This is a genomic window from Gilliamella sp. WF3-4 (assembly GCF_001690275.1).
Classification (GTDB): domain Bacteria; phylum Pseudomonadota; class Gammaproteobacteria; order Enterobacterales; family Orbaceae; genus Gilliamella; species Gilliamella apicola_C.
In genome coordinates, this window is the sequence record NZ_LZGW01000022.1 from 69,212 (window position 1) to 87,529 (window position 18,318).

15 protein-coding genes are annotated in these 18,318 nt (G+C 34.8%); 5 read left to right on the forward strand and 10 right to left on the reverse strand.

Annotated features, from left to right (window positions below; all coding sequences use genetic code 11):
* Positions 1–190: 190 nt before the first annotated feature.
* A complete protein-coding gene (gene zipA / locus A9G47_RS05805; protein WP_176700662.1) occupies positions 191–1,117 on the reverse strand; it encodes a cell division protein ZipA in 927 nt (308 codons plus the stop codon).
* Positions 1,118–1,519: 402 nt separating this feature from the next.
* Here zipA and A9G47_RS05810 point away from each other — a divergent pair, with 402 nt between their 5' ends.
* Together A9G47_RS05810 and A9G47_RS05815 are read left to right on the forward strand one after the other, a co-directional pair.
* Entirely contained in the window at positions 1,520–2,719 is a 1,200-nt protein-coding gene (locus tag A9G47_RS05810; RefSeq protein WP_065568138.1) for an efflux RND transporter periplasmic adaptor subunit, read from the forward strand.
* Positions 2,720–2,733: 14 nt separating this feature from the next.
* Positions 2,734–5,943, forward strand: a complete 3,210-nt coding sequence (locus tag A9G47_RS05815) for an efflux RND transporter permease subunit (protein WP_065568137.1) — start codon at positions 2,734–2,736, stop codon at positions 5,941–5,943.
* Between the two features lie 147 nt (positions 5,944–6,090).
* Here A9G47_RS05815 and ruvC read toward each other — a convergent pair whose 3' ends face one another.
* The 7 genes from ruvC to A9G47_RS14955 form a co-directional block, all read right to left on the reverse strand.
* The gene (ruvC, locus tag A9G47_RS05820) at positions 6,091–6,579 is read right to left on the reverse strand and encodes a crossover junction endodeoxyribonuclease RuvC (RefSeq protein ID WP_065580330.1); all 489 of its coding nucleotides are present in this window, start codon (positions 6,577–6,579) and stop codon (positions 6,091–6,093) included.
* Positions 6,579–7,322 carry a YebC/PmpR family DNA-binding transcriptional regulator gene (locus tag A9G47_RS05825; RefSeq protein WP_065568135.1) on the reverse strand — a complete coding sequence of 248 codons (744 nt, stop codon included), beginning with the start codon at positions 7,320–7,322 and terminating at the stop codon, positions 6,579–6,581. The genes ruvC and A9G47_RS05825 overlap by 1 nt, the downstream gene beginning before the upstream one ends.
* 183 nt (positions 7,323–7,505) lie before the next feature.
* Positions 7,506–7,802, reverse strand: coding sequence for a DNA-binding transcriptional regulator Fis (fis, locus tag A9G47_RS05830; RefSeq protein WP_034883623.1), 297 nt, complete (start codon positions 7,800–7,802; stop codon positions 7,506–7,508).
* 7 nt (positions 7,803–7,809) lie between these two features.
* Entirely contained in the window at positions 7,810–8,817 is a 1,008-nt protein-coding gene (gene dusB, locus A9G47_RS05835; protein ID WP_065568134.1) for a tRNA dihydrouridine synthase DusB, read from the reverse strand.
* Between the two features lie 37 nt (positions 8,818–8,854).
* Complete coding sequence (gene prmA, locus A9G47_RS05840; RefSeq protein ID WP_065568133.1) at positions 8,855–9,721, reverse strand: 50S ribosomal protein L11 methyltransferase; 867 nt, start codon at positions 9,719–9,721, stop codon at positions 8,855–8,857.
* Complete coding sequence (panF, locus tag A9G47_RS05845) at positions 9,696–11,156, reverse strand: sodium/pantothenate symporter (RefSeq protein ID WP_065580332.1); 1,461 nt, start codon at positions 11,154–11,156, stop codon at positions 9,696–9,698. The genes prmA and panF overlap by 26 nt, the downstream gene beginning before the upstream one ends.
* A 7-nt stretch (positions 11,157–11,163) precedes the next feature.
* Entirely contained in the window at positions 11,164–11,400 is a 237-nt protein-coding gene (locus A9G47_RS14955) for a YhdT family protein (protein WP_065580333.1), read from the reverse strand.
* Positions 11,401–11,574: 174 nt separating this feature from the next.
* Between A9G47_RS14955 and ilvC the strand changes: the two genes are divergently transcribed.
* Positions 11,575–13,053 carry a ketol-acid reductoisomerase gene (ilvC, locus tag A9G47_RS05855; RefSeq protein ID WP_065642406.1) on the forward strand — a complete coding sequence of 493 codons (1,479 nt, stop codon included), beginning with the start codon at positions 11,575–11,577 and terminating at the stop codon, positions 13,051–13,053.
* 292 nt (positions 13,054–13,345) lie between these two features.
* Positions 13,346–13,906, forward strand: coding sequence for a cell division protein ZapC (locus A9G47_RS05860; RefSeq protein WP_065642407.1), 561 nt, complete (start codon positions 13,346–13,348; stop codon positions 13,904–13,906).
* Between the two features lie 960 nt (positions 13,907–14,866).
* Here the strand turns inward: A9G47_RS05860 and A9G47_RS05865 are convergent.
* Entirely contained in the window at positions 14,867–15,958 is a 1,092-nt protein-coding gene (locus tag A9G47_RS05865; protein ID WP_065642408.1) for a YcbX family protein, read from the reverse strand.
* Positions 15,959–16,083: 125 nt separating this feature from the next.
* Positions 16,084–16,569, reverse strand: a complete 486-nt coding sequence (gene greB, locus A9G47_RS05870; protein ID WP_065580337.1) for a transcription elongation factor GreB — start codon at positions 16,567–16,569, stop codon at positions 16,084–16,086.
* 292 nt (positions 16,570–16,861) lie between these two features.
* Here greB and A9G47_RS05875 point away from each other — a divergent pair, with 292 nt between their 5' ends.
* On the forward strand, positions 16,862–18,298 hold the full coding sequence (locus A9G47_RS05875; protein WP_065642409.1) for a hypothetical protein: 1,437 nt from the start codon (positions 16,862–16,864) through the stop codon (positions 18,296–18,298).
* Positions 18,299–18,318: the final 20 nt, after the last annotated feature.

Sequence of the window (18,318 nt, forward strand, 5' to 3'; positions counted from 1 at the left end):
TCGATAGGGACATGATAATAGGCTCTTAAATTAAAACGTCGGGTTTGGGAATATTATTACAACTTTAATTGAAATAATGTATGACTAAATGAGATCATTTAAATAAACATTTTTCATCAATATTCATTCGCACTCACCAACCGTGGTTGGTGATTTGTGTTAAATTTACTGATAAATATTGATGTTGTGGTTAAATTTTGTTACAAGATTTTTTAATTCGCTCTTTGTAACTGTCGATTTTTTGTGGTGTCAGCATATGGTGTTCATCATCTAATACCACACCGTTGACATCATCCGCTATGCGTTGTGCTGTTTGTAACATTAATTTGAAGTTTTGCTGGTTGTTACCTTCAGTTGGAGCTATCATAAAAATAGATACCCCTGGAGTGGTAAATTCATGCATGGTTTCAGGATCCAGATATCCTGGTGTGACCATATTAGCTAAACTAAATAATATTGAGCCGTTACCTGCAGGATCTACATGGCGGTGAAAAATTCTCATATCACCAAATTGAAAACCTGATTGCATTATACTTGCAAGTAGTACATCACCTTGAAGTAATTTTCCATTAATACCGGTGACATTTAATACGATAATTTCGGTTGCAGGATCCTCTTCATTTATATCTAGTTTTTCAGGTTTGTTGTTATGGTTAATTTGATTATTGGTATCAATATTAACATCAACATCAACATGTTTTTCCTTAGTTGTTTGGATTAGATTAAGTTGTTGTTCATTTTCAAAAAGGTCATGATTTTCGTCGGTAGCGGGTTCTTTTGCTACGTCTGTATTAATTTTGGGCTGCTCATCCCGATCAGTAAATAAATCATCTTGCTGTGGTATATTTTCTTTTATAGATTCATTGATAATTACTTTATTTTCAACGATTTCATTATTTTTTGTTGTTTTTGGGGTGAGTAAAATGACCTCATCCTCTTTTTCTATATCATTTGTAGGAAAGTTTTGATCTTGTTGCGCGCTTTGTGAAAATTTTTCTTTTTTATCTGAACTAAAAAGTGAAGATCGTTCCTTTTTATTAATCCAAAATCCATGGATGAACAATGCAATAATGACTAAGGATGCAACAACAACTAGAACAATACGTAAATTATCCATAATAACCATCTCTGTATTAAATTAAATATAGACTTAAATTATTCAATCATATTTTGAAAAAAATGATTATGGAGTATAGCAATGTAAATATTAATTTCTTTAACAATCTAGATTAATCTTCATTAAAGCAACCCCACCTAGTTTTTAGTATAACATTTTCTTTGAAATACGTTATAGCACTAAAAATTAATTAATATATATTACTTGATTTCTGACAATATTCATAATTATCAATATATATTTTTAATATCATAACTTAGTTCTTCATTTTTTAGAACTCCGTGCTATTAACTTGTAAAGTTACTTACAATTTATGCATATTTTTTGTAAAATCGTCAATTACGTTTAAAGATAAGATCTATTTTTAATAAAATAATTATTAAGTGTACTGAGGTCATTTTTATGAGATTTAACAAGCTATTATTAGCCTTGCCTGTGGCGCTTGCCAGCCTACTTTTACTAACAAGTTGTGATAATGGTAAACCGCAGAGGGGTTTACCAAAGGTAACTGTATTTAAGGTTGAGCCATTAAGTTATACATTAAAAATTAATTTACCAGGTAGAGTTGTCGCATCTCAAATTGCCGAAATTAGACCTCAAGTGAGTGGTATTGTTTTAAAACGTGAGTTTGATGAAAGTTCAAATGTTAAGGCAGGTCAGTCTCTTTATCAGATAGATCCAGCTATTTATCAAGCTAACTATGATAGTGCGGTAGCTAGTGTTGCTAGTGCTAAAGCAAATGCAAATATTGCTCAACTTACTCTTAAGCGTTATGCTGGATTATTAAATAGTAAGTCGATTAGTCAACAAGATTACGATAAAGCTGCCGCTGATGCTAAGCGAGCCGAAGCTGCAGTATTAGTTGCACAAGCGGCAGAGCATACCGCTAAAGTCAATTTGGATTATACGAAAGTGTATTCGCCGATTGATGGCTATATTGGTAAATCAAGTATTACCGAAGGCGCTTTGGTTTCAGCAGGGCAACCTTCCCCATTAGCATTAGTTCAACAACTTGATCCTATTTATATTGATATGACTGAAGCAGCAACTCGTTACAATAAATATCTTCAAGATGAAAATGTAATTTATGAGCCAATTAAGAGCAATAATGTTGAACTCTTTTTCAGCGATGGTTCAAAATATCCCGAAGCTGGTACTATTAAATTCTCTGATATGACGGTTAACGAAACAACAGGTACTGTAACTTTACGTTCGCAATTTTCAAATAATGATGGAAAGATTTTACCAGGTATGTTTGTTAAACCTAGACTAACATTAGGCATAATAAAAAACGCTATACTTGTTCCACAAAAAGGAATTACGAGTAATCAATTTGGACAATATACTGCAAAAATTTTAAAACCAGATAATACAGTAGAATATCGCCAGGGTATCCAAGTATATGCAGGAATAGGTGGCTACTGGATTGTAACAAAAGGGATTAATGCAGGAGAAGAAGTCATTATCACTGGATTACTTAATTTAACCGCTGTCGAAAAGCCAATTAAAGATGCCCCTCCAATGAAAGTAACAAAAATAGGTGATCCTGATAAGCTTTCGCAGGAGCAATTAGATGGTATTCTCCAAAATAGTATGAAATAAGGGTAGATTGAATTATGGCTAAGTTTTTTATTGATAGACCAGTGTTTGCATGGGTAATTGCTATCATGATGATGCTAGGCGGTGCCTTATGTATAAAGTTGCTGGCTGTTGAACAGTACCCAGATATTGCTCCCCCTTCTGTAACTGTTAGTGCAACTTATCCGGGTGCTGATGCACAAACTATTGAAAATACAGTAACTCAGTTGATTGAACAAAATTTAACAGGGCTAGATAACCTCATTTATATGAAATCAACCAGTAGTGCACAAGGCTTTGTTCAAACAACATTGACTTTTGCGCCTGGTTCTAATCCTGATTTTGCTCAAGTGCAAGTTTTAAATAAGATAGAGAGTATTAAGTCTCGCTTACCTGAGAGTGTGCAAAAAAATGGCGTATCTGTTGCTAAAAACAATACCAGCTTTTTAAAAGTTGTTGGTTTTTATTCAACTAATCCGAAAAAAACACAGGCTGATATAGCTGACTTCGTCTATTCTACTGTGCAAGATCAAATTCGACGAGTTCAAGGGGTGGGTGATACTCAATTATTTGGTTCTGAATATGCTATGCGTATCTGGCTTGATCCCAATAAATTAACCTATTTTAATCTATCAATTGAAGAAATTATTGCAGCCATTCAAGCGCAAAATGCACAAGTAACCGCTGGACAGTTAGGCGCTTTACCTGTAAATGAAGGGCAAGAACTTAATGCAACCATTACCGCACAATCGCGTTTAAAAACACCTGAACAATTTCAAAATGTTCTTGTTCGAGTTAATACCGATGGTTCTAACATTTTATTAAAAGATGTGGCAATCGTTGAAATTGGCGCGTCGGATTATAACTTTATCTCTCATTATAATGGCAATGTATCAGCTGGTCTCGGGATATATTTAGCAACGGGCGCTAACCAATTAGATACTTCGGTAAAGGTAGATAAAAAATTAGAAGAGTTATCTCAAATTTTTCCAGAAGATATTAAATATTCTTTTCCATATGATACAACTCCATTTGTTAAGTTATCCATTAACAATGTAATTCATACATTAATTGAAGCAATCATTTTGGTTGTTATTGTCATGTATGTGTTTTTACAAAATCTTCGATCGACACTTATACCTACCATTACTGTACCTGTTGTATTATTAGGGACATTTGCGATCCTCTATATTTGTGGATTTACCATTAACACCTTATCCATGTTTGCTATGGTACTTGCGATTGGATTGTTGGTGGATGATGCAATCGTTGTTATTGAAAATGTTGAACGTATCATGCACGATGAGGGGTTATCGCCTTATGATGCAACGGTTAAATCAATGGAGCAAATCACTTCAGCATTAGTTGGGATTGCTGTTGTTTTATCTGCTGTATTTGTGCCGATGGCGTTTTATGGTGGTGCTGCTGGGGGAATCTATCGCCAGTTTTCAATTACCATAGTAACGGCAATGGGATTATCAGTATTGATGGCGATTATATTGACGCCGGCACTTTGTGTGCAGATTTTAAAAGCGCCGTCTAAAAATAAAGTTAAGAAAACTTCATTAGGTGAGAAATTAGAGTCGGTCCCTCCATTTAGTTGGTGCTCTATAGGCACTAAACGCTTTTTTAAGTGGTTTAACAACTTTTATGATAAAAGTTTACGTTCTTATGAGAAAAGCGTTATTAAGGTTATCCGTAAGCCTATAATTGCTTTTGTTTGTTATGCTTTAATACTGGTTGGATTGTTATTCGGTTTTAACCGTTTACCTACAGGTTTTTTACCAAACGAAGATCAGGGCGTGCTTTTGGTTTTAGTTGAATTACCACCGGGTTCCACATTAGAGCAAACCATGTCAGTTTTAAATAAAACCTCTCGTTTTTATACTGAAGAAAAAGTAAATTCTGTTGAGGAAATATTTACTGTTGCTGGTTTTAGCATGGTTGGTCGTGGGCAAAATATGGGGATGGGTTTTATCCGATTAAAAAATTGGGATGAGCGCAAACGTGCCGATCAAAAAGTTAACGCTTTAGTTGGAGACGGCATGAGATTTGCGTCAACCATAACCGAAGGTCGTGTAATTGTAACTAATTTACCAGCAGTGCCATCTTTAGGTATGGCTAATGGTTTCTCTTATATGCTTAAAGACACTGCGGGATTAGGGCATCAAGCATTAGTTGCTGCGTTTTTCCAAATGCTTGAGCAAGCCTCTCATCATCCTGATTTGCAACAAGTACGTCCGGCTAGTATGTTAGATGTTCCTCAATATAAAATTAATGTTGATTTTGAAACGGCTCAAGCCCTTGGTGTCTCAGTCAGTAGCGTCAATACTGTATTATCAACCGCTTTAGGTTCTGCATATATTGATGACTTTGTTTATAATAACCGTGTAAAAAAAGTTTACTTACAATCAGAAGCACCATACCGTATGTTGCCTGATGATTTTAGTTATTGGCATGTCAAAAATAAAAATGGGCAAATGGTACCTTATGATGCATTTGCGAGCACATCAAAAACTTATGGTTCACCCTCTTTAGAACGTTATGATGGTGTAGCAGCAATGGGTATAAGTGGTTTAGCTGCGCCAGGGATGAGTTCTGGTCAAGCAATGACTGTGATGGAAGAATTATCAAAACAGTTACCAAAAGGTTTTACATTTGATTGGACAGACATTTCGTATCAGGAACGTCAAACAGGCTCACAAACAACGACACTTTATATTATTTCAATCATTGTGGTATTCTTGTCACTAGCCGCATTATACGAAAGCTGGACAGTACCTATTTCGATTTTGTTCATTATTCCTCTTGGTATTTTGGGAACGGTTTATGCAACGATGTTTAGAGGACTTGATAATGATATTTACTTTATCGTTGGTTTATTGACCACTATGGGGCTGTCAGCTAAAAATGCTATTTTGATTGTTGAATTTGCCAAGGATGCGCTTGAAAAAGAAGGTAAATCGTTAATAGATGCAACACTTGAAGCTTGTCGTTTGCGTCTACGTCCAATTTTGATGACTTCATTTGCCTTTATTCTTGGTGTACTACCGCTAGCATTAAATAGTGGTGCTGGTTCTGCAAGTCAAAATGCAGTAGGTACTGGGGTAATTGGTGGTATGTTAACAGCAACATTTTTAACTATATTTTATGTGCCGTTATTCTTCTTATTTATAACTAAATTATTTACTAAACATAAAAATAAAGCTGTGTTACCAACCAACTGCTCAAAAGCAAAAACTGAATAGTTAGTTTTAATGCATGTACCGAATTGCATATTGGGCATGCATTTTCAATGCGATATTAAGATAAAAAATACGCCAATTTATTGGCGTATTTTTTTGTCTATATTTTTTGTTTATAGATGTGTACCATTACTTGATATTTAGTATATGTTACTTACGGGACTGTATTAACTGTTGGCTGGTATGCGCGTGGGTAATTGCTATAGCTAAAGCGTCAGCAGCATCGGCTTGCGGGCTAGCTGGTAATTTTAATAATAATTTTACCATATGCTGTACTTGTTTTTTATCTGCAGCACCAGTTCCTACTACACACTGTTTAACTAAACGAGCAGCATACTCAAAAACTGGTAAATTATTATTAACCGCAGCGACAATAGCAGCACCTCTGGCTTGACCTAATTTTAACGCAGAGTCGGCATTACGAGCCATAAATACTTGCTCAATAACAAATATATCGGGTTGAAATTGGAGTATAATTTCACTGACACCTGCATATACCCGTTTTAAACGAGTAGGCAGATCATCAACAGAAGTACGGATACATCCACTGCCAAGATAGGAAAGTTGACGCCCAGTTTGACGGATTACACCGTAACCCGTCAAACGAGAGCCAGGATCGATGCCAAGAATAATGGCCATTAGAGCGTTGCTGCGACCTCGTCAGAAACTTCACCGTTATGATAAACTTCTTGAACATCATCGCAATCTTCGAGCATATCAATCAGACGTAATAATTTTGGTGCAGATTCAATATCAAGATCGACTTTTGTTGCTGGGATCATTGATACTTCAGCGGCTTCAGCAACTAATCCTGCTGCATCAAGTGCATCTTTTACTTCACCAAATGTTTCAGGTGTGGTAAAAACATCAATAGCGCCATCATCGTAAGTAACAACATCATCAGCACCTGCTTCAAGCGCAGCATCCATCACTTGATCTTCATTGGTACCCGTCGGATATGAAATAACTCCTTTTTTGGTAAATAAATATGAAACTGAACCATCAGTACCTAAATTGCCACCTGTTTTAGTAAAGGCGTGGCGCACTTCTGATACGGTACGATTACGATTATCACTTAAGCATTCAACCATGACAGCAGTACCAGCAGGGCCATAGCCTTCATAAATGATTGTTTCCATATTGCTATCATCTTCACCACCAACACCACGAGCAACGGCTCGATTCATGGTATCGCGGGTCATATTATTTGATAATGCTTTGTCCATTGCTGCACGTAACCGTGGATTTGACGCTGGATCGCCGCCACCAAGTTTTGCTGCGGTTACCAACTCACGAATAATTTTGGTAAATATTTTACCGCGTTTTGCATCTTGCGCTGCTTTACGGTGTTTGGTATTGGCCCATTTACTATGACCTGCCATAAAATTCTCCAGATTAAATAATTTTAAAATCGCTGTATTTTAACAAACTTTTACTTAAAATTCATTATCAATATGTCTATTCATGTTTGATAGATTGATTATAGTGATTTTTTAGTTGTTAGCAAAAAAGCGCCTTATGTTAAGGCGCTTTTTTGTCATAGTATAATATAAAACAATAGGTGATTAACTCATTCCATACTGTTTTAGTTTTTTGCGTAGTGTACCGCGGTTGATACCAAGCATGTTAGCTGCTCTAGTTTGATTACCACGTGTATATTGCATAACCATATCAAGGAATGGATGTTCAACTTCAGCTAACACTAACTCATAGAGATCAGTAGGGTCTTCACCATTTAATTGAGATAAATAGTTTTTTAAAGCTTGCTTCACTGAATCCCGCAAAGGTTTTTGTGTTATTTGGTCTTGAGAATTTACAGTCGTAAATTTAAGTGCTGCAGCTGTAACGCGTTGTTCTGACATAGTATTCTTAACTCTTTGGGTTATTTCTAATTTGACTAAAAAATGCTTTTAGTGTGCTTACTTGCTCACTTGTATTGCTAAGTACACTAAAAAAGCGCCTGAATTGATCGCTGTCAGCATAATTCTTGGTATACCAATTTACATGCTTTCTGGCAATCCTTAATCCTTTGTATTCTCCATAGAATTGATAAAGCTCATCAAGATGCGATAACACAACTTGTTCTACCTCATCAATACTTTTATTTTTTTGTAACTGTCCATGTGTTAAATAGAATGCAATTTCTTCAAATATCCAAGGTCTCCCCTGTGCCGCTCGACCGATCATTATAGCATCGGCTTGCGTATATTGAAAAACATCTTTTGCCTGTTCGGGTGTACAAATATCTCCATTGGCAATTACAGGAATCGTAACATTTTCTTTAACTGCCTTAATCGAGTCATATTCAGCCACACCGTTGAATAAGCATGCACGTGTTCTTCCATGAATAGTAATTGCCTTTATGCCACAATCCTGTGCAATTTGTGCGATTTCAATGCAATTTCTATGATCTTTATTCCATCCAGTCCGCGTTTTTAATGTTACCGGCACATCGACTGCGCCGACAACTTTCTGCAAAATATTTTTAATAAGTTTAGGATACTGCATTAAGGCAGATCCAGCCAATTTTTTATTGACCTTTTTTGCAGGGCATCCCATGTTAATATCAATTAATTGGGCGCCATGTTTGACATTAAACTCAGCAGCCTTTGCCATTTCATCAGGATCTGAACCGACAATTTGTACTGCACGAATACCAATATCATCACTTGCTTTCATTCGCAAAGCTGATTTATCAGTATGCCAAACATCCGAATTTGCTAAAAACATTTCTGAAACTGTCATACCAGCACCAAATCGATAACATAAATTACGAAATGGTTTATCGCTGATTCCAGCCATTGGTGCTGCAATTAAATTATTCTTTAATTTTACTTCACCAATGCTAAGCAAATTAAGGTCGGCTATATTACGCATTTTTTTTCTAACTTAAAAGGGGGTAATGTTATTTTTTTTACTTTTTTTTGCCAGTGATACGGCACCACTCTTCTTGTTCAACTACAGGGTCTAGTTCAAAATGGGGTTGATAAGCCATACAAACACTAGATGATTGGCTAGACAAAATACCAGATAACCCTAGCTTACCTTGTGGTTTTACTAATTTGCTTATATGTGGCTCAAGCTCTTTTAATGGCCCAGCTAAAATGTTGGCAACAACAACATCTGCCTGTAAATCATTAGGGATATCTTTTGATAAATAGAGTTCTAGTTTTTCGCTAACATCGTTACGCTGTGCATTGTCTCGGCTAGCTTGGATGGCTTGAGGATCGATATCAATACCAATTACACGTTTTGCACCTAATTTTAGTGCTGCAATGGCTAAAATACCTGATCCGCAACCATAATCAATAACCAATTTATCTGTAAGATCTAAACTATCGAGCCAAGTTAAGCATAATGCAGTAGTTGGATGAGTACCTGTGCCAAATGCTAAGCCTGGATCCAACATAACATTAACTGCGTTTGAATCAGGTACCTTGCGCCAGCTTGGGCAAATCCAAAGGCGTTTACCAAATTGCATAGGATGAAAGTTATCCATCCATTCACGTTCCCAATTTTTATCTTCTAATTGCTCAATTTTGTAAGAATATTGCTCAATATTTAATATTGCTTTTAATTCATCAATGTTTGTTTGCGCATCATATAACCCAATAACATCGGTATCTCCCCAAAGCTTAGTTTCACCCGGTAAAGGTTCAAAAACAGGATTATCATAAGTATCTTGAAATGTGACCGATACTGCACCTGATTCTTCTAACTGTTCGCTGATTTGTTCAGCAAGTTTGTTAGTTGTGTTAATTTTGAGTTGAATCCAAGGCATAATTTTTCTCTCTATTACAAAATATACCGAATATATTGGCTATAATAAAAACAATTAATCCAATAGTTAAAGATGGTACAATTGGATGAAGTGATAGTAGTTTAATATTATAACCAGCTAATAATGTGTAACTCACTGCTCCAGCAAGCATTGAGTAAAGCGCACCAGTTGCATTGGCTTTTTTCCAATATAATCCAAGGACTAATGGCCATAAAAATACTGCTTCAAGCCCACCAAAAGCGAGTAAATTTAGCCAAATTATCATATCTGGTGGATTCCAAGCAGCCAAAATAAGTAATCCGCCAAAAATAAAGGTGATAATAACGGATAGGCGAGTTAGCGTTTTATCACTATAGCTTTTACTATGTCTTGTGCTTAAAAATAGGTCTTTAATTATTACCGATGAAACTTGTAATAATTGAGCATTAATTGTTGACATAATAGCAGCAAGTGGCGCAGCCAAAAAGATTCCAGCAGCAAAAGGGGGTAATACCTTGATGATCAATGTCGGCACTATTTGATCAGGAATTGTTAGATCATCAACAATAGCACGACCTAAAGCGCCAGATAGGTGCATTGTGAGCATGATAATGGTAACAACAATAGTACCAATAATAATCCCCTGATGTACAGCTTTGCTGTCTTTATAAGCCATACAGCGCACAGCGGTATGAGGTAAACCAACTACACCAAAACAGACTAATATCCAAAATGAAGCCATGAACGGAAAATCCATAAAATCATTTGGTCCTTGTGGTGTTAGCAGTGCGGGATCAATTTGTGCTAATCGAGTGATAATTGCCGTAATTCCACCACCATTATAAATGATAGCCCCAAGTAATAATATAGCACCAATGATCATTATTAAACCTTGAAATGCATCATTTAAAATGCTAGCTCTAAAGCCACCAAAAGCGGTGTAAATTACAGTGCCAATACCAAATATTAATAATCCAGTATGATAAGGAATACCAACTGAAGATTGAAGTAAGCGAGCACCACCGACAAATTGTACTGTCATTGCGCCAATAAAGGCAACGACAAGCGCTATGCTTGCAAACCAAACAATAAGTTTACTTCGGTAATGGGCATAGAGCATATCACTTAAGGTAATTGCATTATATTTACGTGCTAAAATCGCAAATTTTTTACCTAAAATACCAAGTGAAAGTAAAACGGTAGGGACTTGAATCATGGATAGCAATACCCATCCAAGGCCAAGTTTGTAGGCTGCACCAGGACCACCAATAAACGAGCTGGCACTAATATAAGTTGCAGCTAATGTCATGGCGAGTAGAAATCCACCCATAGTTCGATTACCAATAAAGTAATCAGTAAATTGATTTACTTTTTTGCGTTTAACATAAGCATAAATTGATAACGCAAATACAAAAATAAGGTAGATAACAAGCGGTAAAATAATATCAAAATGCATTGGTTAATCACTTAGTTTGTTCTAACGAGATATTTTTGAATTGAAATTTTACAACTACCCAACACAGCAATATAAAACCTAAAGGTACCATAATGCAAGATAGTTCAAACCACAATGGGAGTCCTAAAAAACCTAGTTTATTGCTAACGCAGTAAGCACAAACAACCCAGCTAAGAAGATAAATAAAAGTTAATAATAACGATAGGTTAGCTTCTTTATTTGCTTGCTTATATCGAGCATCCATATTGATTTATTGGTGAATTGAAGGTGGCTTAGATTAAAAGAAAGTGCTTAACTTAGCAAGTTTATTGCAATTTATGCAATATAATTTTTTAAATATATCAATTTCAGCAATAACAAAAGTAATATATAGTGCTTGATAAATTGATTATGAATAATTCAACTCATGGAGAGAATAATGTCAAATTATTTTAATACACTAAATTTACGTGAAAAATTAGAACAACTAGGTCAATGCCGTTTTATGGCTCGCAATGAATTTGCGTCGGAAGCTGATTTTCTAAAAGGTAAGAAAATTGTAATTGTTGGTTGTGGTGCTCAGGGACTGAACCAAGGTCTTAATATGCGTGACTCGGGTTTAGATATTGCTTATACATTACGTAAAGAGGCTATTGCTGAAAAGCGTGCATCATGGAAAAAAGCAACCGAGAATGGTTTTAAAGTTGGCAGTTACGAAGAGTTAATTCCTACAGCAGATCTTGTTATTAACTTGACACCAGACAAACAACATTCAGCTGTTGTACAAGCTATCCAACCATTGATGAAACAAGGTGCAACGCTAGGTTATTCACACGGTTTTAATATTGTTGAGGTTGGGGAAAAGATTCGATCCGATATTACTGTTGTAATGGTAGCACCTAAATGCCCAGGCACAGAAGTGCGTGAAGAGTATAAACGTGGCTTTGGAGTTCCTACACTTATTGCTGTTCACCCAGAAAACGATCCAAAAGGTGAGGGGTTAGCTATTGCTAAAGCATGGGCAGCAGCAACTGGTGGGCATCGAGCGGGTGTTTTACAGTCATCGTTTGTCGCTGAAGTTAAGTCAGATTTAATGGGAGAGCAAACCATTCTTTGCGGCATGTTACAAACAGGATCATTACTTTGTTTTGATAAATTAGTGTCAGATGGTGTTGATCCAGCTTATGCATGTAAATTACTCCAATTTGGTTGGGAAACGATCACTGAAGCCTTAAAACAAGGGGGTATTACTTTAATGATGGATCGTTTATCAAACCCAGCTAAATTAAGAGCAAATGCTTTAGCAAAAGAATTAAAAGTGATCATGACCGATCTTTATCGTAAACATATGGATGATATTATTTCTGGCGAGTTTTCATCAACGATGATGAAAGACTGGGCTAACGATGATGTTAACCTGCTTAAATGGCGTAAAGAAACTGGCGAAACCGCATTTGAAAAAGCCGCTGAATATCAAGGTAAAATTGACGAGCAAGCTTATTTTGATCAAGGCGTTGTTATGGTCGCGATGGTTAAAGCTGGTGTTGAACTTGCGTTCGAAACTATGCTTGAATCTGGTATTTTACCTGAATCAGCTTATTATGAATCATTACATGAATTACCACTTATTGCTAATACTATTGCGCGTAAGCGTTTGTATGAAATGAATGTCGTCATTTCAGATACAGCTGAGTATGGTAACTATCTGTTTGCTAATGCAGCGGTACCATTGCTAAGAGAGAAATTTATGCCAATGTTGCAATCTGGTGATCTTGGTAAAGCGATTCCAGAAGGTCGCGTTGATAATGCTTATTTACGTGATGTAAATGATGAAATTCGCAATCATCCAATCGAAATTATTGGGCGAAAACTGCGTAGCTATATGACAGATATGAAACGTATTAATGTTGCAAGCTAAACTATGTTATCACGGAATAGAAAGGTGCTCAAAAGCACCTTTTTTATTTAAAATTATGCTTTAAAGTTTATTGTAAAAACTATTCAGGAAATAGTGGATCTGAGTATAGAATAAATAGATTAAAAACGCTCAAAATTAGATCATCTTTATTTTAATGATTTAAATAGATATTTAAAGTTTTTAAAAATTATATAATTAAATAATTTTTATTTTAGCTTTTTATTTATTTTTTTTTTAAGTTATGTTATCTTTTTGAGTAAATTTAGTTCAATTATAAGAGGATAACATATTAATGAAATTGGCTTTTCGACCAACTGATTGTTGGCGATGGTATTTTGATAGTGAATATGATAGTTTGATGCTTGAAGTTTCATCTGAAATGTTATTCCGTTCTTGTTATCCAAGTAAGATATTAATTCCTGATGTTTTTTGTGAGTTTCCATTTTCAGTTAGTGATGCAACATTTTATTATCAATTTCATGATAGGTGTCAGTTGCTTAATTTGACTGATTCGCAAAAAATTGAATTATCAATTAATGCTATTGTGGCGGCTAATTTTTTAAAACCGCAGATGCCCAAAAGTTGGTATTTTTCTCAACAACCTATGTTTTATAAACCGAAAGTTGCTGATATTGTAGAAGTGAACTTACAAGAAACAAGCCAAAAAGTTTATTTATTAGTCGTTGAAGCCAGCGAAAATGCATCTCTTTGCATTATTGCTCAACCAACGTTTATCGCTATGAACAAAACTTTCTATTTTTCAGAAGCGATTAAAGTGATGAATGATAGATTAAAGCCTATACAACACGATACAGCACAGCATCCAGAATATTTGAAATTAGAAGCCATTTAATAAAATTAAAACCACGCTTTATCATTAAGCCGTAAAATCTCGCCGTTCAAGGCGAGGATTTAAATAATCTAGCATGAAAAACAAGGCATCCTAGGGCAATTCTTACTTATAATGTAAAGAATTGCAGCTTCTTCATGACCTTGAGCTGTAGCCTATTTAAGATAATGTAGTCCTATCTTCTCTAATTTCGATGGATCAACAAGTTTCCCTCCGTAAATTTTAATGAGTATCTTTTTTTAAGTCGTAATTTATATCTGGTTTTTTAATAATGCGGCTATTTTAAGTAATAACTCGGGATCTTTATCGATACAACATGAATAGTAATTGATTGCTTTAAATAGCTTATCTGAATCTTCATACCATTTTGTAATGGCTGTGGTGGCTTTAACATTAGGATTAGTTCTGCCAAATTGATGAAATAATGAATATATCTTATTTTTTTCTGGCTGTTTTAACTGTTGTTGCTACAAATTGCATGCACCAGATGATTTTATTGCACAAGCACGTTCAAAATACTCCATTGCTTTATTGAATCGTTCATCATCAGCATAATAAAAGCTAAGTTGTAATGTAGTTAAAACATCATTAGAAATTAGAGTTTTGCAACCAAATTTGTTATAATTACTCTCTGGATCGCTTTCTTCGCCATAACCTGATTGAGGATCATAATATAAAGTAAAATTTTTTCTTTCGTGATGACAAAACCGTAAAGTTTTTTAACTTGTTGCAGTTTTTAGATGAAAGTCTATTGGCCAACTTAGCATAAGCTGTTCTAATTTTCTAATACTAGTTAAATTATGCTGATCTGAATTTGATTCTATATTATTTTGTTTATTTTTATTTTTATTTTTATTTTTTTAAAATTTGTCACGATACTAAAATCATTAGTTGAAAATACAGCAGATCACAATATAAGCGCCAAAACAAACAGACTTATTTTTTGAATCATTAATACTAACTTTACTCGATTACGATATCACCCATTGGCACACAACTACAGGCTAAAATTCGATTATTCCGTTTTATCGCTGATTGTGTCAGTGATCTGACTTTCCCTTTTTTTAAAACCACTAAGCAACGTCCACAGATGCCAGTGCGGCAAGAATAAGGTAGAGCTATTCCATTTTGTTCTAACTGTTCTAAAATAGTCTGCTTATCATTCGCTTGAATAGTTTTATTTCCCAAAGTGATGGTACAAAGTTGTATTTCACTTTTTATTTCTGATGGAAAGGTTTTAATGTAATTTTTGGCAAGTTGTCGCTCTAATACTTCGACTTTATCGTGAACAGAGATGGTTCCGTGATTACGAGCAATCATATTCATTCCAAAATCGATTTGGCCTTGTTCATCAGATCTAAAATAACGTAATGTTTTAAGTGGTTCACCATTGTTTAATGGGTTTGCACAATTGATATCAATAGTTGTTAACGCACAGCGGGCACAAGGTTTTACAATATCAAAAATCACTTTGCCAATTTTGATTGTTTTCCAACCATCTTCTGCGAAAGGTAGCGCTCCTTGAATGATAATATTACTGCGAAATTGCCTAATATCTAATTTTTCTGGACATTGCTGTTGTAAATAATCAAATGAAGCTTTATTTAATAACAAGTAAGGATATCTATCAGCAAAACTAACAGGTACTTGAGGGTAACGTTTTGTTCGACGTGATAATTGATGCCCAAGCCAACGTAATTGGACGTCTTTTTGAAGAATTTGGCTGAAAAATTGATTCACTCTTATAGGGGCAATGTGCGAAGTGAAATGATTATCCCAAACTTCTGTCTTTTCCTGAGAGTTTGAAAATTCATCTAGGTTAAGTCTGATAGTTGTCATTGATGGATGAGAAATATGTACTTCGTTCCCTATGATAATGGCACTTGTTTTTAGCAGTTGTGGATATTCTCTTGCAGTAATAAAGGTTCCATCAGGTTCGCTAATCATCAAAATACGATCATGCTCAAAGCCACCTTCAGCAGTATTTACTTTAGTAAGTTTTATACCTTGAATTGATTTGATTGGATAGATATATAATTGATTGATGGATATCATAATGCCTTAGATAATATTATAAATATTGTTATGATTATATACTTTATTGCTTATACATTACAGACAATAGACTATCGAGTTATAGATTATAAAAAACGAATTGTTTTTTATTTAAAGCACGCTATTTAAGAGACCAATTCGGTATAACTAATCGTTACAATGTAATAAAATGCTTTGCCATTTGGTGTCATAACAGTGATTTCATCATCAATTTTATGCCCTATTAGCGCTCTTGCTACAGGGCTGTTAATCGATATCCAATTTTTTTTAGGATCAAATTCATCGGCTCCCACAATACGATAAATATGTAGATTTTCTTTTTCATCTTCTAATTTTACCCATGCACCAAAAAATACCCTGCCTTCTTGCTTTGGATTAGGATCGACAATTGTCAGTGATTCTAATCGTTTAGTTAGAAAACGAACCCGCCTATCGATTTCTCTCAACCTTCGTTTGCCATAGATATATTCGGCGTTTTCACTGCGATCGCCAAGGGCTGCTGCATCAGATACTGCTTGAGTAACTTTAGGTCTTTCTTCTTTCCACAAATATTTTAATTCGTGTTCGAGCGCTAAATAGCCTTCTCTTGTTATGTAATTTGCTATTCGCATAATTTAACGTCCTTTCGTTTTTATTTTGTGTGTTTTAGTGTTTAATTGAGTATTTAATACGCATTACAATTATTTTTATTGTTTTTCTTTTGTTATTTTTGATTTAAATTGTACCGCAAGGATAAAAATAAAGTTTTATCATGGTTTTTCGTTTTTTTCTTTCTGTTAATGATAAATGGTTTACCTAATAATTATATTAAGTTATGTGCACTACATAAATAGGTTTAATTCAACAATCATTGAAATTCAATAACAGATTTTATATAACTTGAAATTATTATTAGGTATTAATATGGCTACACGGTACCAATTAGCTTTTAACTTAGTTTTTTTTGTAAGTTTTTTCTCAACAGAGTCTTTAGCATTATCGGCTGTTACCACTAATGTTATTGAAGGACACAGCCCTCGCTTTATTACTTCGATTGAAAATAGTATTGAATCGAATGCTGAATTTGATTATTTTGGTGTTACCTATGATGGAAAAACTTATTTTAATACAAACGATTTGGATTCTGCACTAGGCATTAATATTGCGACTAAAACTCCAGTGAGTTTGAAATTATCCTCTGCAATCAAACAACCTCAAAATACAGATGTAATAGATGTTGATGGTGATGGTGATATTTCTTTATCAGAAGATACAGCCCATCCTCTTTCTCTAGTATGGTATTATGAAGATTCAGATAACAATGAGGTTAAATTAACAGCAGCTCAGACAACAACGACATTTAGTACATTATTGAAAAATGGTATTTACCCATATATTAAAGTAAGTGGCTCTGTTTCTTTGAATACAAAGTATGGTGTGCCAAACTCTCAGAATTACCCAGATAATAAGATAGCCATAACTAAGACTCCTTATCGAAGATTTCATATCAAAATAGGTGGCGAAGCAATTAAATATGCCAGCCCAAATATGTCTTATGCTGGTGGAGGCTATACCTATGGCGATAAAAGCATTTTTGACCCAACAACTAACAATGGTCATGTACCACAATCTGATTATTTAGATAATTTCCCATCAACAGGTGCAAATGGGCTTTATTTCTATTTAGTGACCAATGGGATAGATAATTCATTAGATACAACAACATGGGCGGTAAAAACATCAAATGTTGATGATAGTTCGCTTAATGCAATTACCGCAAGCATAGAAAAAACAGAAGCTCCAAGCTCAAAAGGATTCAAAGTTTATGATAACAAGAATATGGTGCTTGTCACGTTAAAAGGTCCTGACTCATCAAGTAAAGGTGAAGATAAAGCTACAGCACCAACAGCCAACTTACCTGTTGATATTGAATTAATTGGCACAACAAAACAGGGTGTAAAGCTCATTTATAAATTTAGAATAACGCAGTGGTTTATTAATCGAGGGGATTTTGTTGCTTGGCCTGCTCAGCAAAAAGAGTGGTGTGAAGGGTTAGGCAATTATCGACAAGCAAATGTTAGGGATTTGAGTAATGCTAGGTTAAATAGTTTAAGTGATAATTTTCATCCTCATCATAATTATAAAAGAGCTGTTCACCAAGGATTGCTTACGGAATGGGGAGCAATGGCGTATTTTTCAGGGGCTAATTTTTATAATCAAACTTATGGTTGGACGAGTGGAATTTCACCAAGTAATGGCAATGTTATTTATGTAAATATGAATACTGGAGCATTGTATGATAATAAAGTGACGACTAAGGAACCAAGTTATGATTATTATGGGATATGTGTTGCTAAATAAAATGGTGAGTTTAATTATCA